Annotated in this window: 20 protein-coding genes; 16 read left to right on the top strand and 4 right to left on the bottom strand. The window is 61.7% G+C overall.

Going from position 1 to position 19,951, the window contains the following annotated elements:
- Window positions 1-8: 8 nt before the first annotated feature.
- From RHODMAR_RS28510 to RHODMAR_RS26145, 4 genes are all read right to left on the bottom strand, one after another.
- Complete coding sequence (locus RHODMAR_RS28510) at window positions 9-230, bottom strand: hypothetical protein (protein ID WP_157226241.1); 222 nt, start codon at window positions 228-230, stop codon at window positions 9-11.
- Window positions 231-637: 407 nt separating this feature from the next.
- On the bottom strand, window positions 638-1,333 hold the full coding sequence (locus RHODMAR_RS26155) for a hypothetical protein (protein WP_008720816.1): 696 nt from the start codon (window positions 1,331-1,333) through the stop codon (window positions 638-640).
- Entirely contained in the window at window positions 1,330-2,325 is a 996-nt protein-coding gene (locus RHODMAR_RS26150) for a ParA family protein (RefSeq protein WP_198289543.1), read from the bottom strand. Before RHODMAR_RS26150 ends, RHODMAR_RS26155 begins: the two co-directional genes overlap by 4 nt.
- A 749-nt stretch (window positions 2,326-3,074) precedes the next feature.
- Window positions 3,075-3,773 carry a hypothetical protein gene (locus RHODMAR_RS26145; RefSeq protein WP_051048292.1) on the bottom strand — a complete coding sequence of 233 codons (699 nt, stop codon included), beginning with the start codon at window positions 3,771-3,773 and terminating at the stop codon, window positions 3,075-3,077.
- Window positions 3,774-4,493: 720 nt separating this feature from the next.
- Here RHODMAR_RS26145 and RHODMAR_RS26140 point away from each other — a divergent pair.
- The 16 genes from RHODMAR_RS26140 to RHODMAR_RS26065 all read left to right on the top strand — a co-directional run bounded on the left by RHODMAR_RS26140 (window position 4,494) and on the right by RHODMAR_RS26065 (window position 19,762).
- The gene (locus RHODMAR_RS26140; protein ID WP_157226240.1) at window positions 4,494-5,027 is read left to right on the top strand and encodes a hypothetical protein; all 534 of its coding nucleotides are present in this window, start codon (window positions 4,494-4,496) and stop codon (window positions 5,025-5,027) included.
- A 2-nt stretch (window positions 5,028-5,029) separates the two neighbouring features.
- Window positions 5,030-5,743, top strand: a complete 714-nt coding sequence (locus tag RHODMAR_RS26135; protein WP_008720806.1) for an SAF domain-containing protein — start codon at window positions 5,030-5,032, stop codon at window positions 5,741-5,743.
- 4 nt (window positions 5,744-5,747) lie between these two features.
- Window positions 5,748-6,572 (top strand): hypothetical protein, encoded by an 825-nt coding sequence (locus RHODMAR_RS26130; protein ID WP_008720803.1) that lies wholly within the window; start codon window positions 5,748-5,750, stop codon window positions 6,570-6,572.
- A gap of 32 nt (window positions 6,573-6,604) precedes the next feature.
- A complete protein-coding gene (locus RHODMAR_RS26125) occupies window positions 6,605-8,233 on the top strand; it encodes a CpaF family protein (RefSeq protein WP_008720801.1) in 1,629 nt (542 codons plus the stop codon).
- Window positions 8,233-9,111: a type II secretion system F family protein gene (locus tag RHODMAR_RS26120; RefSeq protein WP_008720799.1), complete on the top strand. Its 879-nt coding sequence runs from the start codon at window positions 8,233-8,235 to the stop codon at window positions 9,109-9,111. Before RHODMAR_RS26125 ends, RHODMAR_RS26120 begins: the two co-directional genes overlap by 1 nt.
- Entirely contained in the window at window positions 9,108-10,028 is a 921-nt protein-coding gene (locus RHODMAR_RS26115; protein WP_008720797.1) for a type II secretion system F family protein, read from the top strand. The genes RHODMAR_RS26120 and RHODMAR_RS26115 overlap by 4 nt, the downstream gene beginning before the upstream one ends.
- A 171-nt stretch (window positions 10,029-10,199) precedes the next feature.
- Entirely contained in the window at window positions 10,200-10,430 is a 231-nt protein-coding gene (locus RHODMAR_RS26110) for a hypothetical protein (RefSeq protein ID WP_042940448.1), read from the top strand.
- A 38-nt stretch (window positions 10,431-10,468) separates the two neighbouring features.
- Window positions 10,469-10,894 (top strand): hypothetical protein, encoded by a 426-nt coding sequence (locus RHODMAR_RS26105; protein ID WP_042940446.1) that lies wholly within the window; start codon window positions 10,469-10,471, stop codon window positions 10,892-10,894.
- Window positions 10,891-11,352 carry a TadE/TadG family type IV pilus assembly protein gene (locus tag RHODMAR_RS26100; protein WP_008720792.1) on the top strand — a complete coding sequence of 154 codons (462 nt, stop codon included), beginning with the start codon at window positions 10,891-10,893 and terminating at the stop codon, window positions 11,350-11,352. Before RHODMAR_RS26105 ends, RHODMAR_RS26100 begins: the two co-directional genes overlap by 4 nt.
- Window positions 11,349-11,816: a pilus assembly protein TadG-related protein gene (locus RHODMAR_RS26095; RefSeq protein ID WP_008720790.1), complete on the top strand. Its 468-nt coding sequence runs from the start codon at window positions 11,349-11,351 to the stop codon at window positions 11,814-11,816. The genes RHODMAR_RS26100 and RHODMAR_RS26095 overlap by 4 nt, the downstream gene beginning before the upstream one ends.
- A 124-nt stretch (window positions 11,817-11,940) precedes the next feature.
- Window positions 11,941-15,570: a LysM peptidoglycan-binding domain-containing protein gene (locus tag RHODMAR_RS26085; RefSeq protein WP_008720788.1), complete on the top strand. Its 3,630-nt coding sequence runs from the start codon at window positions 11,941-11,943 to the stop codon at window positions 15,568-15,570.
- Window positions 15,571-15,685: 115 nt separating this feature from the next.
- Entirely contained in the window at window positions 15,686-16,309 is a 624-nt protein-coding gene (locus tag RHODMAR_RS26080; RefSeq protein WP_008720785.1) for a hypothetical protein, read from the top strand.
- 629 nt (window positions 16,310-16,938) lie between these two features.
- Window positions 16,939-17,298, top strand: a complete 360-nt coding sequence (locus RHODMAR_RS28505; protein ID WP_157226238.1) for a hypothetical protein — start codon at window positions 16,939-16,941, stop codon at window positions 17,296-17,298.
- A gap of 71 nt (window positions 17,299-17,369) precedes the next feature.
- Window positions 17,370-18,887 (top strand): hypothetical protein, encoded by a 1,518-nt coding sequence (locus tag RHODMAR_RS26075; protein ID WP_008720782.1) that lies wholly within the window; start codon window positions 17,370-17,372, stop codon window positions 18,885-18,887.
- 136 nt (window positions 18,888-19,023) lie between these two features.
- Complete coding sequence (locus RHODMAR_RS26070; RefSeq protein WP_042940445.1) at window positions 19,024-19,563, top strand: hypothetical protein; 540 nt, start codon at window positions 19,024-19,026, stop codon at window positions 19,561-19,563.
- 10 nt (window positions 19,564-19,573) lie between these two features.
- Window positions 19,574-19,762: a hypothetical protein gene (locus RHODMAR_RS26065; protein WP_015586087.1), complete on the top strand. Its 189-nt coding sequence runs from the start codon at window positions 19,574-19,576 to the stop codon at window positions 19,760-19,762.
- The last annotated feature ends 189 nt before the right edge of the window (window positions 19,763-19,951 follow it).

The following is a 19,951-nucleotide window of genomic DNA, read 5'->3' as shown; positions in this document are numbered from 1 at the left end:
TTCGGTCATCACGCGCCCAGCTTGTACTGCGCGGGATCGATTCGATCTTGGATGTAGTGCGGGATGGGTAGCTCGTGGTGCATCGCCATGACGTAGACGTAGTAATCGCAGAGGTCGAGGCCAAGGGTGTCTGCCTCGTTCTTGTAATGCAGATATTGCTTTTCGGGAGTGCGCACCATTGCGGGTGTGCGAGGGCCCTTCGACTCTCTTCCCGGTTTGCTTCCAGCCATGCGGCCACGGTAAACGAAATCAGTAACAGAAACAGGGAGGCCGCGACTCCCGGTGTGTCGCCTACCTGTCGTCCGACGTTCACCGTGTCCCTCCCTGCCTCGTCCGTACCGTCGTCATCCCACACATGACAGGTAGATCCATCTCGATCGACCTCTGTGACAGGAGTGGCGAAATCTCCTGACATTCTCTCTGCGGCACCGGACACCACGAACACCCCAACTTGTGGAACGGACTTCCATCGAGCAGCAGTTCTTTCATCTACGCGTGACCTGACCGCAAATTGGTGGGGAGCATGGGGAGCATGGCAATCGACGCAGGTCAAGGCACAAAAATGCTCCCCACCGGAGTGGGGAGCATGGTGGGGAGCATGGTGGGGAGCCAGGAGCAAGACGCCCTGATGGGTCGATCAAGAGGCCAAATAGCTTTCGACCACGGCAGCGATGAGGGCACTTCGCGATGGGATTAGGTGGCTTGCTTCCACCTGCTCGTCGATCCAGCCGGTCTGGGCGACCCACAGATGCGGGCGCACCTCCACTCCCCCACTCGCCACTTTCGGGCGGGCCAGGCGCGGCATCCCACCCCGTGATGATTCGACTGGGCGTGGCGCGAAGAGACGAACCAGGGTCTCGGGGGTGTGCTCGGCGAAGGCGTCCTCGACGATCTCGCCGTAGGACTTCTTCTCCCTCTGGGACCGTGCCTTCCATGCCTCCTTCACCGCTGCGGGAACGTAGACCGCGATCGGACGGACATCCTCGTCGGTGACCACCGCAGCTGCGGCTGCATCCAGGTCGGGTTCGGACTGTTCCGCGGTGATAGCTGCCGTCGCCCGCGTGGCTGGTTCGGGTGTCGGCATGGGCGGGGGCGTGGGTTCTACGACAGCAGCAGCCGTCGTGTCGACGGAAGCGTCGACTGGGGCCACGTGCGGCTCGTCTTTCGAGTTGCCCGCAGCCTCGTCGAGCGAGGCAGGTCCTGTAGGTGCCGGCCGTGTGAGAGCGCCGGTTCCGTTGCGAGGAAAGATATTGGCAAGGCCGGATCCACGTGGAGCGGGCTTCTCGAACTGGTCTGCCAGGCTGGCGCGCTTCTTGCGTTCGACGGCGCTCATGCTGCTCCCCCTTCTTGTGTGCGATTGGTTTCGTCTGCAAGCTCGGCCAGACGATGCAGGACTTCGGCTGCAAGGGCCTCGTAGTCGTCTGCCAGCCCGGTAGCATCCCGCGAAAGTAGCAGGCTTGGCGGCTTTACCTTGTCTCGCAACGCTTTCAGCCGGGCCTTCTTCGCGCTCGCAGTCGCTCCCTCGAGCTCGTGTGCGAGCAAGCCATGCCGCCTCGCATCCGCCGCGGCGCTCTCCATGTACCGGATCGTCGTATTGAAAATGGGTGCGATCGTGTCAGGTATTGCTTGCGTAATACTCTCCCGCACCTGGTCCTGGAGACGTTGCGACCTACTGCCGACCGCAAACAAGAGCATGCCGGCCAATCGCAGCTGCGGATTGTGTTCGCGGGCACGCGCGAAGCGCTCGGCGACACGGTCGAGGCCGTCGAGGCTGCCGTCGTCGGCGCGGGTGGGGATCATGACCGAGGATGTGCAATACAGGACCGCGTCGCCGATGATGACGTCGCCCGGTGGGGTGTCGAAGAGAACGATGTCGTAATCGGGAACGATCGGAGCGAGAACCTTGTCGAGGATCTGTCCCAAGGTCTCTCCCCCGCGGCTGAGCCTGGAGAGCATCATTCCTGCGACGTCAGTAAGAGCAGGACCAGCAGGGATAACGTCGAGACCGTGTCGGACGTCTTTGATGACCGGGGGTCGCCCGCCGGACATCAATGCCATCAGGAGCTCTTCACCGGACTGTTTTTCATAGCCGAAATCGCGGCACAGGTTGCCCTGAGGGTCGAACTCGGCGACCAGAACGCGGTAGCCGGCAGCAGCGAACAGGCCTGCGAGGTTGGCCACGACTGTCGTTTTGCCAACTCCCCCCTTGCCCTGGGTGACTGCAAGTGAATTTGGTATCGCCATCGAATGGAACCTTCCTTCCAGGATTCTGGATCCCGCCATCTGCTCGAGCGCTAAAAGGCGGAGCGGGACCGAAGCGTTCACAGGCCGCATCGCTACGAGTGGCGTGTGTGGCTCGAATCTGCCGCAGCCTTTTACGCGGGTGAATGCGCGGGTTGTCGTGCGTGGTTGTGTGCGCGAGAGTACGCGCAGATAACCGTGTGTGTCAACGCGTATTACACCGGGTGGAGCAACGCGCCCCGGCTCGCGTAGTGGCACGTGTAGTTATCTGCGTAGTTTTACGCGATGAACTACGCGTTGAGCAACGCGAAGTGAACAGTGTTTTGAGGTGCGCTGGAAGACGCAGTATTTGGTGCGTACAACTATGCGGGGAACCACGCATCATGCAACGCGAAGTAATACACGGTGTGAAACACGGTCTGCAACGCGACAGAGTACGCGTACTTAACAGCGAATCAAGACGCGTACCAACACCGGACTACAGGTGCGAAGATCGAAGAGTGCTGACGTACGTACTGGCGTGCGTATTTGCATGGGTTGCAACATCGGGTTTGTAAGGCGAGTTCGGCAGCGCGTTGTGCAACGAAGATCAGTAGGCGTATCGCAACGAGTCAGCGCCGGTAGGAGGGGCGGTATTGGCGTGCGGAGTCTTGTGCGCTTTGACGCACGATTCGGACAGGGATTCGGCCGCTGGCCCGTTATGCGCCGCAGCTCAATGAACAAGCGAGTCACGGACGGTAGGGGAGTGCGAATACGAACGCGTAGTTCAGTGCGAGGACGAGTGCGAGTTCCGTCCAAAGTGCCAGGTCACGGCACTATGCTGCTGCTCCCGATCAGCGTTGAAGTGTGTAGCTTTGACATGGTCGACGGCGGGGATCACCGGGCTCGCCACGGCTCGACCGCTGATCGGATATCCGACGTCTCAATCCGCTTGTCGACGCCATCTGGGTCGCCCACAACAATGCGGCGTTGGGGACTGCTTCCGAGAGCTCGATAGTCAGGTCTACGAGGGTGTCCTCGAGCAGAGTTTCGGCGGCGCGGTAGAGGCTCCACAGATGGCTCAGTTCCCAACTGAGGATGAGGGGACTCCCGAACATCATGCGCTCGCAGGAACGCTGGATGCGCTGGACCTGAGGGTTGCTCATCGCTCTCGGATCGTACGGATCGGCCCAGGTCGCGAGGTAGCTGCTTTGCTCGCATATTCGTGGCGACAGCAAGAGTGCGTCTGATGCGAAGTGCCAGTCTCTCGTGTCCAGAAGGCGTTGTGATTGCTTCAGCGCATGGCCTAGGGCTCGTTGACAGGTCGAGGTGTAGTCGGCGAGAGCTAGCCGCTGTCGTTCCAGGTGCGCGAGGTCGTGCACGGTCTGGAAGTGGTCCTGTCCACGAGTGAATTCTGTGGCGACGAGCGCGGCCTCGGTGTCCCACCAGCGGAACTGGGACTGGCGATGGAACTCGCGATGCCACCGCAGGTCCTCGAGTGCCCGCGCGGCACCCGCGCGGCTCGGCGCGGAGGCAGTGTCGGAGAGGCTCACACGTCGATAGTTGCAGGTAAACGGTGGCATGTCACGACTCCGTTGGCATCAGTTCTATGACTATGCCCACGGCTAGTGCGCCAAACCCGGCAGGGCTCCAATGTCGCACCACAAGGCCTGCCGAGGGCTATCGACAGGGATGCACAGCAATGTTGCCAAGGCACGGCAGAACGAGCACGGCGCAATGCAGAGCACATCAAGGCCACATCAGCCAAATAGCAAGAAGCCATCAGGCCAACATGAGCGCCACACGGTGAGGCACGGATGGCACCGCGATAGTTAGACCACAGGTTCGCAACGTAAAGGTGGTACTGATGCGTCGGTGCGTTGGATGCATGCCGAGAGGCCATAGCAACCGAAGCGTCCGGCTCTCGCCGACAGCGCCGTGAGCGCGATGGGGGATAGATGGTGTGGCACCGACGACCGTTCCATGGAGGACAAGTGCGCAATCGATGATCTTGTTATCGAACTGTTATGTACCGAGCATTGATCGCCACTGCTGTTGCAGTGGAGATAGCCTTTGTGCAGGTCGGGAGGGGGTGGGGTCCTCTCACGTAAGGAACATGGCGTTCGTATTGCGGGGTTCGGTGTGAAACGACGCTGTCCGCGGTGTCCATGAGACCCGGTATATCTCGTACGTCGCACTCAAGGCTGCGACTCATGTGGACGGGGATATCGGAAGGATCGTGAGTGAGGACCGAGAGCGCTGAAGGTGTGGACGTGCCGAAGATTCCACCTGCGCGACCGTCGCTCGGCGCGGCCTTCATGCCACGGCCGCCGGCCGGATCGACAAGTGCTGACTCAGCGGAGGTGGTGGAGTTGGGCTCCAAGGATGAAGAGGAACAGTCTTCTGGCGCAGCAGAATTGGGGCACGACGACACCATTGTGCCGTCCACGGTTCACCTTGCTGTCGCTGTTGCGCAAGGCCTGGTACAGGCGAGTAAGCGGACGGGGAGAACTCACGGAGAGCTGGTCATCACTGCAATCGAAGATGTCCACAGTGACCTCGAAAGCCTGCTGTTCCCCGGCGGCAAGATCGGCGGAAATCTGTTCCGCGCCAGGGGAGTAGGAGGGAAGCCGTCTGAAGGTAAGGCGGAGAAGAAGGGGGTCACGGTCGGGTTGTACGCCGATGACTGGGTCATCATCGATCAACTGAAAGATCAGTTCAAGGCCCGTTCCCGCAGCCATCTCATCGGAACCGCCCTCAAAGCACACCTCGGCCTCGGGGCCACGACACGAACGGAAAGTGATTGAGCATGGCTATGTTCGGCAATCTCAAAGAAAAGACATCGACCGTCGCGGTGGGGGAGACGCGCACCGCAAAAGAGGTGGCCCCCAAGCCCGGCCATGACTTCACCGAAGTCGTATCGACCACCAAAGTTCGTCGCCGACGGTCGTACTGGATCGCTGGAGTAGCGCTCATGGCCGTGGCCATCGTGGGAGCAGTCTTCCTGGTGAACGCCATGCGTGCCACCTCGACAATTCTGGTTCTCGCCCGCGACGTCCCTCAAGGGGAGACGATCACCACCGACGACCTCAAGACCGCAGAGGTCAACAGCGATGCGACGATCGCGACCGTTCCCGCTACAGACAAGGCGTCCGTCGTGGGCCAGAGCGCAGCGGTCCCGCTCCTGAGCGGGTCGGCACTGAACCCATCGTCGGTCACCAACGCCGTAATCCCCAGTGGAGACAACACTTTGGTCGGCATCACCGTAGCAATCGGCAAGCTCCCCGCAGAGCCACTGCTCGCCGGCGACAACGTTCGAATCGTCGACACTCCCCGGGACCAGGATGATTCCCCGGTACAGGGACCCGTCACCGCGAACGCACAGGTCGTTGCTGTCAAGGAGATTCCCGAGACCGGTCAGACGACAGTGGACGTTCTGGTCAAGAACGGAGAGGCCAGCTGGATCGCTGCCCGGGCCGCCACCAACCGCGTCGCCATCGTCCTCGACTCCCGGGAGCGCTGAGCCGATGCTAGTCACACTGACCTCGATCTCGGGCTCGCCAGGCGTCTCGACGACCGGCCTGGGAATCGCTCTCACTGCGGACTCCAGCAAGCTGCTGTACATCGAGGCGGATCCGGTCGGATCGTCACCGACGCTGGCCGGATACTTTCACGCGCGTCGCCGCCACGATCGATCGATCATCCAACTGGTCGAGCCGAACAGGCACGGCCAAATCGGACCGGCCTTCCATAATCAAATAGTCAGGGTCGGCCCCTTCGACCCTGAGAATCCGACAAAGGCGCAGGGATGGTTCGTCCCCGGCCTCGTCAATGCCGCGCAGACGGAATCGATGAAGTCGACGTGGGGCCCGTTGGGGGCGCACCTCGCGTTGCTCTCGAAACAGGGCGGCGGTGACCTACTCGTCGACGCTGGCCGCCTCAATCTACGGTCGGGACATCAAGACCTGATCCGTCACAGTGACGTTATCGGCATCATGCTCAGGCCAACCAGGACCGCAGTGGCGGCAGTTCGCGCTGGGCTGGGCCCACTACAGCAGCATCTGGAGAACACGAAGTCACCGGCCAGCATCGGCCTGATCGTGAGGGGCACCGAGCCGTACAGCGCCGCTGAGGCCGCAGCAGCGACCGGTCTGGACTTGATAGCAGTCGTTCCCGAGTCACCGGTGCACGCGCAAGTCTTCTCCGAAGGTGCCTCGCTCGGTAAATGGCGGCGACGTCGATCGAGCTATCTCCGCGCAATCGACGGAACCTGGCAAAAGATCGAGCGCTTCCAGCAAACCCACCAGCCGGCATGGATCGCCAACTCTCCATACAGCTCACCGCCCGCCTGACGAGCCGATAAGGCCAAAGGGAGACCACCCGCATGACCAACAACGCACCCGACTTCGATGACGACGAGCGACCAGCCCTACCCGACCTACCGATGTTTGCCGCCGACCCGGTCATCCTCGGCGACGGCGACAACGAGATAACTCGTTACAGGAGTGGGCAATACGGTTCCCCTTCTGCAGGGCTGCTCGCCGCAGCAGGCAAGGACGGTCGCCATTCTCATCCGGAACCCGAGCACCTCGAGACGGTCCCGTTCACATCGCCCTCGCCATTTCAGGCGGATCGATCGGACGTCGCGAAGACCGACCATCAATTGGTCAAGCAGCTGACCAAAGAAGCATCCGAGATCCTCTCTCTCCGAAAGACACAACGAGCAGATCAGGCGCTCAACCCTGAGCTGGGCGTGACGGCAATGACGCCGGACGAGGAGCGCGAGTCAGGCAGGCAGATCGTCATCGATCTCGTCAGCAAAGAAGTGCAATCCGCTATTGACACCGGGCACAAACAGTTGAGTGTCCAAGAAGAACAAACACTGGTTAAGGCGGTCTTCGACACGCTGTTCGGACTCGGCCCACTGCAGCCGCTCGTCGACGACCCGAACGTCGAGAACATCCTCATCAACGGCGACAGCGTCATTGTGATGTACCCCGACGGAAGCCTGCAGACACGACCCCCGATCGCGGACAGCGACGAAGAACTCTACGACTGGCTCACCAACCTCGCACAGCGCGCCCCCGGCGGCGGACGACCGTTCTCTCAGGTCAACCCCAACCTCCGCCTCAACCTGCCCGGCGACATCCGCCTATCCGCGATGGGCTACTCGGTCCGCCATCCCAGCATCGCCATCCGCATGCACCGCCACAAGGATGTGACCATCGACAAGATGGTCGACATGGGAGTCATGCCCCAGCTGCTGTCCGAGATCCTCAGCGCCGCAGTCATCGGAGGTGCCTCCGTCGTCATCTCCGGGCCGATGGGATCAGGCAAGACGACCAACCTTCGCGCGCTCGCCAATTGCCTTCCCCTGCAGACGCGAATCGGCACAGCAGAAACAGAGTACGAACTGTTCCTCGACAAACTCGACGGTCGTAGACCGTATGTCGTTGCAGCCGAGGCAATCACCGGCGGCGGAGAGCGAAACGAGTTGACCGGTGCGCTTCGCGGCGCGACGACGCTGTCAGACATCCTGTACCAGTTCGTGCGAATGCAGCTGGACCGTGTCATCGTCGGAGAGGTCGCCGGCGGCGAGATCATCGACATGTTCAAAGCAATGCAGATGGCCAAAGGCTCCCTGAGCACCACGCACGCCGAACACGCCGCCGGCGCGATCGACCGCCTCGTCACCTGCGCCCTCGAAGCAGGAGTGCCGGTCGAGTACGCCTACCGCCAAGTGGCACACCACATCAATCTGATCATCCAGCTGCAAACGGACTACGAATTCACCGACACCGGCGAGAGACGTCAGGTCCGATTCGTCAGCGAGGTCATCCATATCGAGGCCGGCGAAAACGCCATGCCCGCAGTGACCAAAATCTACGAAGGAAGACCAGGCGGCACCGGCGAATACGGAACACTTCCCCCGGCACTGCTCCGCAAGCTCTACGCCGGCGGGTTCACTCCGAGCCAAATCCCCATCAACACGATCACAGGAGGTGAACGCTGATGTACACGATTGCCGCCGTCGGCATCGTCCTCCTCTTTGCTACCGGAATATGGTTCTTTGCCAACGGGATTCGCGATCGACGTGACCCGACAGCACCGACACGGCACCGGACACCCCGCACCCGTATCCCTCGGCAGACCAAAATCGTGTTTGCAGTCGGCACCGCGCTCGGGCTCGCAGCATGGCTGCTCAGCGGTTGGTTCGTTCTGTTTCCCATCATTCCGATCGCAGCAGTAGGCGTCCCGTACCTTCTCGGATCATCCGCCGCTGCAGACGACATCGAACGCCTCAACGCACTCGAAGAATGGGTCCGGAACCTGACCGGCGTACTCGCAGCAGGATCCGGCCTCGAACAAGCCATCATCGCAACCCACAGAGGAATGCCCCAAGCCTTGCGGCCGGAAATCACCAGCCTCATCACCCGCCTGCGCGGCAACGTATCTATCGACGAAGCGCTGCTTCGCTTCGCAGACGACCTCGACGATTCCACCGGCGACTACGTGGTCGGAGCCCTCCGCCAAGCAGCACGCCTGCGCGGATCCGGCCTCACCGCAGCCCTGAAACGACTCTCGGAATCGGTGGCAGAAAACGTGCGCAACCGCAGAACCTCCGAGGCGGAGCGACAGGGACCCCGTACGACCGCTCGATGGGTCACCATCATCACCGTCGCCCTCATCGCCGGGCTGTTCCTGTTCACCAACTACATGGACCCCTACAAACAGCCCCTCTTTCAGCCCGTCCTGTTCCTCGAATTCGTCGGGTTCGGCCTCGTGCTCGGGTGGATGAAGCGATACACCCTGCCCGTCAAATACCCCAGGTTCATCGGCACCAAGGACCGCGACGCAGCAAGCACCGCACGTGCGAGGAGCGCATCATGAACGACTTCGAGCTCTGGGCAATGGCCCTCGCCGCGATCGCCGCTCTCGGCTTAATCCTCCTTGTTCTCCGCATGCTGCCGGCAGACCCTGCCCTCGACGACGCCATGGAACGACTGTCCGGTGCAGCTCCGGACCCGTACACCGTCGACACCAGCGGCGGCGACAACCTTGCCGGCTCGGATGCCCTGTCCTACAGAGTCGGCGCACGCTTCTACCCGCGACTGCGATCGCAGGCATGGTTCAGGATCCCGACCGCGGACCTTGCGATTCTCAGAGAGACCCCACAGAAGTTCATCGGAGACAAAATCCTTTCCGCCGCAATCGGGCTGATCATTGCTCCGGTCTCCCTTGCACTCCTTGCCCTCTTCGGCATCGCAGTGCCGTTCGTGTTCCCCGCAGCCGGTTCGCTCGTCCTGGCGTTGGCGGGTTTCTTCGCGCCTGACGCCGACGTGAAGACTCGTGCGGCCAGTGCTCGACTCGAATTCACGCGAGCACTGGCGGCGTTCATCGACTTCGTCTCGTTGAACCGAAGCGGCGGAGTCGCAGCATTCCAAAGTCTCGAACGCGCTGCCGCCGTTGGTGATAGCTGGGTGTTCCTACGCCTTGATGCCGAGCTGCAGAAGGCGTCCCTTGCAGGACAAGCACCCTGGGCCGCTCTGTCCAATCTTGCAGGCGAACTCGCGCTCCCAGAACTGGGTGACCTCGCGGACATCATGACCTACACCGGCGACCAAGGGGCCAGCGTGGCAGACACTCTCGCCGCCCGGGCCGGGGCACTCCGTAGTGCCCTGCTCTCGAAAGAGCAAGGCGAAGCGGGAGCTCGTACGAAGAAGATGGATGCCCCTCTCGGGGCCTTGGCCGTGCTGTTCATGATCATGCTGCTCGTACCGGCTGCAGTGAACATCATGGGAATTTGAGAACCGAACGCCTCGAATGCGTTGTCATTCAACGATCAACTACCACATGTGAGCTGCACAAACAGTGGCTTGCGCACTTCACCTGCTCGAAGTGTCCGGTGTTGGCGATAGTCTGACCGGCATCCATAGCTCCACGCCCACCAGGGTTTACAGATCGAAGGGAAGCGTCACATGGCAGCAACACGCACCATCGCAAACCGAATCACAGCAACGACGGCGACACTGTTCGCGCTGGCACTGTTCTCGTACACCCGCATGGCAGAGCGCGCCGGCGGACGCAAGAGCGACAAGGGCTACAGCATGGAAACGGTCATCATCACCGCCGGCCTCGTTGTCCTCGCCATCCTCATCGTCGCGGGAATCACAGTGGTCGGCCAGCGATACCTCTCCCAAATCCAGTAACCCCACCACTCGCCCAACGAGATAGGGGAGAACACGCGATGCACACCGAACCACACGCACCACTGCGCGAATGGCTCGGCCGGATACGCCAAGACGACCGCGGAGCAGCCCTCGAAACCGTCGTCGTCTTCGGTGTCGTCCTACTGCTCTTCCTCATCGCAATCCAGGCAGCTCTATACGCCCACGCACGAACCGTAGCGATCTCGACAGGTGAAGAAGCCCTACGACAAGCGCGATCGCAATTCGGCAGCGCTGCAGCCGGCACAGCAGCGGGATACGCATTCGCAGCCACCGCCGGCCCGACAACCCTGCGCGCACCCATCATCCTCGTCAACCGCGGCGTACGGGAAGCCACCGTCCAGATCACCGGACAACCCATCCGGCTCATCCCGTTCTTCCCTCTCGACATCCACGTCAACGAGACGCTTCCCGTCGAACGAGTCACCGCCCCAGGAACCAGATGAACACCGCCGCCCGATTACGCCAGCTAGCAGCCACGGCCAGAGCCGACGATCGTGGATCGGCACTGCAAACAGTCATCGTCGCCCCCGCCACACTATTCCTGATCGCACTCATCGTCACCTTCGGCGTCCTCGCGCAAGCGCACCAAAAAGTAGTCCACGCCGCGAACGAAGCAGCGCGCACCGCCTCGATCGCGCGAACAGCCTTCGCCGCCGCACCAGACGCACAAGCCGCCGCCCGCAACGATCTGGCAGCACGGGGTCTGACCTGCACCGCGCTCAACGTCAACACCGACCTCGGCGGATTCCGAACCCGCCCTGGCGTCACCGCCTCCGTCTCGGCGACCGTCACCTGCATCATCTCGTTGGACGCACTCGGATTCCCGAAAGTCATGGGCTCACGGACCATCACAGCGACCGCGACCTCACCCGTCGACACCTACCGGGAGCGCATCCGATGACCGAAGCACTACGTCGGGCCGTAGCCGCCTGCACACGCCGGGACACGCACAACGACGCCGGAACCATCGCCATGTGGAGTGTCATCACAGCCATGGCGTTGCTGATCATGATGGGCCTCGTCGTCGACGGCGGAGGCAAGGTCCAAGCCAAACAGCGCGCCGAGCAAGTCGCCGAAGAAGCAGCCCGCGGGGCAGGACAAGCCATCATCGAACCACTCGCAGTCCGCGGCACCAACGTCATCGTCAACCCACTGACAGCGCAAGTAAAGGCCACCAAATACCTTGCTGCAGCTGGAATTCCTGGCGTCGTGGTGCCGACCGGACCGACAACGCTGCTGATCACCACCACAACGACCTACCAACCCCGAGTCCTCGGTTTGATCGGCGTCGGCCCACAGCAGATCATCGGAACAGCCACCGTCAACCTCAACCGCACCAACCTCGGAATCCCCGGCACCCCATGACCAATCCACCGCAGAGCAGACGGGCCACAGAACTCCACGACAAGACGGAGAACGTGATTCGACAGCTCGCGGCGGAACGCTGCACGACCCCGGCCACCCTGCAGCCATCGGAAAGGACACACGCATGACCACCATCCGACGGCGCTTGACTGGTTTGCTCTACCTGATCGTCCTACTAGTCCTCGTCGTGGGAATTCCGCTTGCACTGTGGACATTCCGCGGCAACCCCATACCGACGACGCTGCCCGATCTCAACCAGATCGGAACAGCTCTGACCACCCAAGACGACGGATCGCTCTTCCTCGGATTCGTGACCTGGATCGGCTGGCTCGCCTGGGCCACTTTCACCTTCAGCACCGTCATCGAACTCGGCGCAGTACTACGCGGCATCAAAGCACCTCGACTCCGAGGACTTGGTTTCCAGCAGCGAAGCGCCTCCGTTCTCATAGGCGGAGCACTCATGCTGGTGACCGCCGGCACCGCCACTGCCCAACCCCTCACCGCGACAGCACTACCGCTTTTCGAGGCCCCTGCCCACTCGGCACCAATCCAAGTAACGCAACAAAGCCAACCGCATCCAGCAGAAGCCCCTGCGCGCCCCATCAGCGGAGAAACCATCACGGTGCAGCAGGGCGACAGCCTATGGAAGCTCGCAGAACGACACCTTGGCGACGGCTTTCGATACACCGAGATCAAGCAGCTCAATGCCGACGTCCTGACCGACGATGGATGGTTGCAACCAGGCTGGAAACTTCAGCTTCCAGCCGTCGCACCCACAACCGTCGACGGGGCCTACACAGTTCGAGAAGGCGACAGTCTCTGGAGTATCGCTGAGCAACATCTGGGTGACGGACACCGCTACAAGGAAATCATCAACGCCGACGGAACTACACCGTCGACGATCATCCACGTCGGACAGCAGCTCACCGTCAACGAGCAAGCCGCCGAGACCGGCACGCTTGAACCGGCTCCGGCTGTCGCTCCTGAGCCGGCTCCGGTCGTTGCTTCTGAACCGGCTCCGGCTGTCGCTCCTGAGCCGGCTCCGGTCGTTGCTTCTGAACCGGCTCCGGCTGTCGCTCCTGAGCCGGCTCCGGTCGTTGCTTCTGAACCGGCTCCGGCTGTCGCTCCTGAACCGGCTCCGGTCGTTGCTTCTGAACCGGCTCCGGCTGTCGCTCCTGAGCCGGCCGCGGCTGCACCTTTCATAGGTGGCACCGACGTCCCAGAGCAAGAGGAAATGGTTCCGGGCGGTGACGAACAGGCCCAGGCAGAAGCGCAGGCCGCTGCCGCTGCCGCTGCGAAAATCTTCGGGATCGAACTGAACAGCGCTTCGTCGCAGCTACCTGCTCCGGCCGCCGCTCCTGCTCCGGCCGCCGCTCCTGCTCCGGCCGCCGCTCCTGCTCCGGCTGTCGCTCCTGCTCCGGCCGCCGCTCCTGAGCCTGCCGCCGCTCCTGCTCCGGCCGCCGCTCCTGCAGCGGTTCCTGAGCTTGCACCGGCTCCTGCGCAAGCGTCGTCACTCGACACCGCCGCAGCTCAACCAGCCACCCAGATTCCACTGGACACACCGACGACAGATCCAGTGCAGATCACCGCGACGGCGAACCCAAGTGACGTCTCCGAGAATCAGAACAGCACACTGTGGCTCGGGATCTCAGCCTTAGCGGCCATTGGACTCGCCGGTGCTTTTGGCCTGCGCAGGCACCGTCAACAACACGATCGACGCAGAGGCGAGACCCTCCCCGAAACATGGGGCGCTGCAGCAGTTGTGGAAGAACAGATCCATTCTGCAGCGGACACCAACGTCCTCACACGGCTCGACGAAGCACTGAGGACTGTCGCCGAACACGCTCGGACACAGGGCAACGCACTGCCTGCACTACTCGGCGCGTTCATCGGTCCCGATGCGGTGGAACTCGTAATCCTCGATGACTCCGTACTGCCGGACCCATGGCTCAAATCAGAGACCGGTGCCTGGACCCTCCCCGCCGACGCCCAGATCGCCCCAGCGCCCACCACGATCAGCCCGTACCCCACGCTCGTGACGCTTGGTTCCACAGACGACAGCACCCAAGTTCTTCTCAACCTGGAAGAACTTGGCTACCTCGGCGTCTCTGCTTCACCAGACCACGCCCGCGGCGCTCTCCAGGCCCTGGCCCTCGAACTCGTCGAATCCCCGCTCGCAGACAATCTGCACCTGACGCTGATCGGTTTCGGACAGGAGCTCCCCGAACTGTTCGGCAACGGTCGAATCGAGTACACGGACCGACCAGACGAAGTGCTGGCCAGACTCGCCCGACAAGCCGAACGTGACCAAGACACCCTCGTCGAACAACACATCGACAGCATTGCAGCGGCCCGTTCGATCTACGACACAAGCGAAATGACCGCTCCCGAAGTAGTTCTCATCGCGAGCCAATTGACGGCCGACCAACAGCAATCACTCGACCAGATCCTGGCAGCCACACCGCGCGTAGCGTTCGCTGCCGCGAGCACCGCCAGCGAGAACTCGCAGGCCGCGTGGACACTCGACATCGTCGACCGCAACACCGCAAGCCTGGTCAAGCGAGACGCCGACGGCGGCTTCACATTCCAGCCAGCATTCCTCGGGCAGGAACAATATGACGGCATCACCGCCTACCTCGCGACCGCCACACAGCCGGCGATCCCCACAGAGTCGTCCATGCACGACCCCTGGGCTGCAGCCGAAATCGACGCATACCTCACTGACGCCGCAAGCGCTGAGACCTTCCTCGACTCCGTCACCGCGGTCGACCCCACCGACCAGCTGCTGCTGAACGGAACTACCGCATCGGAGACCGCCGCCGTCGTCACAGATGTTCCGACCTACAGCCCGGACGCCGCGCAGTGGACATCCCCAGAATCGATCGGGTTCGACGACCAGGCCCCAGCCATCGCTCCTGTCGCTGGTGACGTACCTGCCTCGGGACATCTCTGGCTCCATCTTCTCGGGAAACCATCAGTCACAACTCTGACCGCGGAGCCACCCAAGGACGGACGTGAAGTACTCCTGACCGAGATCGCAGCCCTCCTCTCCATTCACCCGGGAATCAAACACGACTCCATCGACAGAAAGATCTGGCCTGCAGACAATTTCGACAAACTCCCTCTGGAGGATCAGCCGAAAAAGAAGGCCACACGCCGCCAGAACTACCTCTCGCGACTACGAAATTGGCTGGGAGAGACAGAGAACGGCGAACAAGCATTCCCGAAGCACGGCGACCGCACTGGCCGCACCGGCTACCGACTTCACCCCGATGTCCGATCGGACTGGGACTACTGGCAACAACTGATCGACACCACTCCGCCTGCCGCCACCGATGCGGAATTGCGAACGGCGGCAGAACTGGTAAACGATCAACCGTTCGCCGGGACACGAGCAGACCGTTACGGGTGGGCACGAAACCTGCAGCAGCACATGATCGCGACCCTCGCGGATGCCCTCGAGGAACTTGCGACACGACAGATCAAGACCGGAGATCTGTCCGCAGCGCTCACCACAGCAAACCGCGGCGTCACCGTCGAACCGTTCCGGGAAGGTCTCTGGCGACTGGCGATCATCGCTACCCACGGGAGTGACGAGATCAGCAAGACCCAGGAGCTGATCGACCAACTGCTCGCGAACCTCGCCGACATCGATGTCGATCCAGAACCCGAAACCGACGAACTCTTGCGCGCCCTCGCGCAATTCCACAATGGCGGCAACGCCCTCTACCGGATCGGAGCAATAGCCAGTTGATAGCAGTCGCGTCAATCGAGGTGTCTGAAGTGTCCGGTGAGCAGGTTATGGTCCAAACAGCCGCACCATTATCGTTATCGCAGTACAACGCACAGAACAACGTAGGGGGTCCACGATGATCAGCACACGACGCCGCACCGGTGCGGCAATCCTCGCGGTAGTCGCTGCTGCCAGCATCAGCGTCGCATGCGGGACCGGAGACACTGGAGCGACTCCCGTAACGACCACAGCACGACCGGTTCTCACGGGGCCCGAGGGCGTCGAAAAGTCACCCGAACAACAGGCGACCGAGCAGGCGACAGCTAAGAATGCAGAGTTTTTCGCGGTCCTGGCGAAAGTCGAAGGTGATCCGCTCGTTGATGTCAATACGCTCGATACGGTTGCCAGCGGAACGGTTCTCGACCAGTTGAAGGCAAACATCAATTTTCGCCGGTCGCAGGGCATTGTCGCGAAGGGTGCATTACAGGTTGTGAATGCGGAAGTTACTCAGCTTCAGGCGCCCAAGGACGAGGACGGGAATCCCATACCTGGCAAAGCGTCAGCAAGGATGAGAGTTTGCGTTGACAACTCCAACTACGACACTGTTCGTCCAGATGGGACCAGCACATTGGATCCTGCGAGAATTCAGCAAGAGCTTGGTAAGCCGACTTTGGAGAACCCGTCGTGGCCGGACTCGTCCGGTTGGCGAGTCGTCTCCGACTCCGTGACTGCGGGTGGAACACCATGCGATGCACCATGATTAGCGAATATTCGCGCAGCAAGAGCGTAGTACGAAGTGGAGGAGTGCCGCGGGGACTGGCAGTCTTCGTAGTTGCTTCGGTCTGCTCGATTCTGCCAGCTGTGAGCGGAATTGCTAACGCGCAGCCTGGCATTGGCGGCGGTGGGGCTGGCATTTACGGCGGTGGCGGTGGCGGGCAGTCAGTGGTTGTGACTGGTACATACACGAGTGTGCCGGCAGGGGGTGGGACGACTGGATCGGCACCGGCCGCCGTGAGCGGGGGAGGTGGCGGAAGCGCCGCACCGTCCGGACCGCCACTGGAGTTCGTTCCGACGACTGACTCCGGTATGACGTTTGTCCGGAATGCTGATACCGGTGCCCCGATGGCGATGAACGTAGTCAACGATGACGGCACAACATGGTCCTGCGAAGCGGTGGGGCCATGTGTACAAATTCCGGACGTCGGGCTTCCAGCGACACCTCCCGTGGTCGATGTTATGACCGTGGTCGGCCAAGCGGTCACCGCAATGCAGTTGGACCCACCGGGAATAGGGATTACCCCGAACCCCGCCAGCACAGGTGCTGTAGGCCTGGTTGGTCTACCCGGCTGGTTCTGGGTCTCTGACCCACGGGAATCCACAGTCGGCCCCGTGACCAGAACAGCGGCTGGACCCGGCGTTGTCGTCAACGCCACGGCTGTCAATACTTCCGTGGTCGTCAATTGGGGGGATGGATCCTTGCCATCGGTCTGCCCGGGCGCGCTCCTGCCATTCACGCCGTATACCGATGTCGCGCAGGGGCTTCCGAGCCCGACGTGTGGGAATATCGTCTACCACAAGACGTCGACTACAGAGCCGGGTGGGACGTTCAAGGTCTCCGCGACATCGAACTGGCTCGTCACGTGGACTGCAACGACTCCCAATGGGACCGTCGGTGGAGTTATTCCCACGCCGCTGACCTCGCGTACCGAAGTTCGGATAGGTGAACTGCAGGTTTTGGTCACCAACTAGAGCCGTTCGCCGCGTTCCGGGTGCTCGAAATTGGGGACGAATCCGGCTTGACGGTTTGTAGGCTGGCGTCCATGTTTGATCGGTTGACTGTCGATGTCACGATTCCACCTGAGCTGGCCGGGGGACAGGTGCAGGCCTATTTGGAGGACCTGGGTTTCGACGTCGCCCGCACGTCCGCGCCGGACGTGTGGGCGTTGACGGAGCCGGCTGTTGGCATGGACTCTGTTGATTTCATGACGGTCCGCACCTTGTTCGGTTCTGACGATGTGGTCGACGACGTGCTCGTTGATCTTCCGCAGGACAGCTATGCCTCCCGTTTGGACGAGTCTCGAATCGAGAAGGAACGACTTCGCGCGATCACGCAGATCGGCGCGGGGGGTATGGGGTCGCTTCTGTATGCCTTGCAGTTGCCGGTCATCACCGCCCCCGATAAGTCTTTGTCCGCAGCAGTGCAGGACGTGCGTCGCGATTTGGCCGGAATTATGGACGACGACGATGAGCATCCGTTCGACGAGCACGCTACGCATGTTGTTCGCTATGGCGACTCTACGCACCGTCGGATGAGGTTCCCTGGGTTCGTGTTGCGTCTGAACCAGGACCCCGAACTCCTCGACGACATACGACGCGGGCCGATCAACGTCGACGAGATCGTTTTCGCGTCGGGGTCGTCGATATTGAGCAGTGTTCTGATTCCCGCGAGCCATCTAGGTCCGTTGTTGGCCGCTCGGTCGCCTTGGGTGTGGGCGTTTCAGGCGAACAGGGTGTCCGGTGCGGTGATTTTTACCCTCGGCAGAGATATTTCGGGGCGCTCCAGTATTCCGTTCGAGGCACATCAGGTGCTTCCCCGATCACCAGTGGACCGCCTTCCTCAGCGGCAGGAGCCCCCGCCACGTCCGGAGGCGTGGGGTGTCGCTGTCGCCTGGTGGGTTTCTCAGATGAATACAGTGCTCGGGCACCTCCTGAACCCCTGCTTGTTCGGAAATGCCAACGGCAATTATCTCCCCTATGTGCAGCAGAACCGGTTGATGGAATTCGCGGATCTTCTACAACGAGTCACCTCGACGCTGCTGTCGCTGCACGACGATTACGCATCCGGAGTTCTGATGTGGTCAGCAATGGACCTGATCGAGTCGACCTGGCTTTCATGGGATCTCACAACACTCTGCAAGCCCTCGATCGCCGCGAAAGCGCTGCAGGAAGTCCGAGATCGTATGCCTGCTGATGTTCAGGCGGTACTGCTTCCGTACGCCGCTTACGGTGTGGAGGCGTTGACCGAAGTGGGAGAAGGGTTCTTCATCAAGAACTATCGCGGATCGGAGAAGGTGATTCTGAGGCTCCCTGGTGGAGCGGAGAAAGCCCTGTCGCTCGACGACGCAGTGAGTCAGCTCATGCGTGCGCGCAGAAACACTACACACGGGTTCGACAAACCTGATCCCGTCCGCGACCGACTGTTCGCGCAGCATGACGGCCGGCGGCCAGAGACGCTGATGTACCTGCCGCTGCTGTATTTGATGTACATCATGTCCGATCCTGATGACCTGAGACGTCGTCTGCTCCGCCGATCCGCTCGAAGAGACAGGACGCATTGAGGGGTGTTCACATACGTTGCCGGTGGTGTGCTGAGAGAATGTTGCGGTGAGCGGCATGGCGCGCCGGGTGATGAGTGAAGTGTGGCCGAGGAGGTTCGGCGCAGCCAAAAATGATGTCGAAGAAGAGGCGCTAGCAGTGGAATCGAACGACCGGGGTCCGCGCGAGAACGCTTCACCGGACGCCGCTGCTGGTCAAGAGGTCGCGCCCGAGCTCGACCCGGTAGGTGTCGAGCTGAGTCCGGCGGCAATCGAGATGGTGCATGCGAGCATCGAACGGACGCTGGATTCTCAGGAACGCCGAGTGACGAGCATCGATCAGCGCGGGGGTGTGTTGCTGGGCTTCGCAGGCATTCTGGTGGGGATCGTGTTGCGCAATCCCGCGGGGATCGGTGTGTGGGAGGTTGCCGGTGCTGCGCTGGCCGGTGCAGCGGCAATTATGGCGGCATTTGTGATTGCACCCAATACCGCGTCGGGGCTCAACCCGGAAGTGGTGTTGGAGGAGTATTCGACCGTCGATGAGACGACGGGCCGGTTCGAGATCGCGTCAACTCTGGTGTCGATCTATCAGGTGACCGAGATGCGGCTTCGGAGCAAGCTGATGCGGTTGCGGATCACGACGGGTCTGTTGGCTGGATCTGTGCTGGTGTTGCTCGTGGCGGCTATCATTCGGATGTAGGAGGACCATCATGGCTACGGTGAACGAGCAGCAGAAACCTGATCGACCGGTGGGCTCGGCGAGCCCGGCGACGGCGTCGCGGCGTCGCAAGGTGGCTTTGCGTCCCAATCCTCGGCTGGTGGGTAACTACGAGGGCAGTTCCCGCACGATCGACGAAGTGCGACGCCAGATAGAGAAGCAGCAGGGGGCGTCGGCGTGACGGCCTCGAAAGATCAGAACCCACCATCGGGGTCGTCGGGTCCACGTGCCAGCGCGCGCCCTGTGGTGGTGGTCCCGACATCGGCTGCGGGTGATCGCACCATTGTTCGGGCAGCACCCAACGAGAGAGCTATCCGCAGCATCACTGCGGGCGCTGTGGTTCAAGTTGAGAGGCCTGCAGTCCGCCGCG

This window comes from Rhodococcus sp. AW25M09 (assembly GCF_000333955.1).
In the GTDB taxonomy this organism is placed as follows: Bacteria; Actinomycetota; Actinomycetes; order Mycobacteriales; family Mycobacteriaceae; genus Rhodococcoides.
The sequence above is the reverse complement of the archived record's forward strand: the minus strand, read 5'-3'. Positions and strand labels throughout refer to the sequence as shown.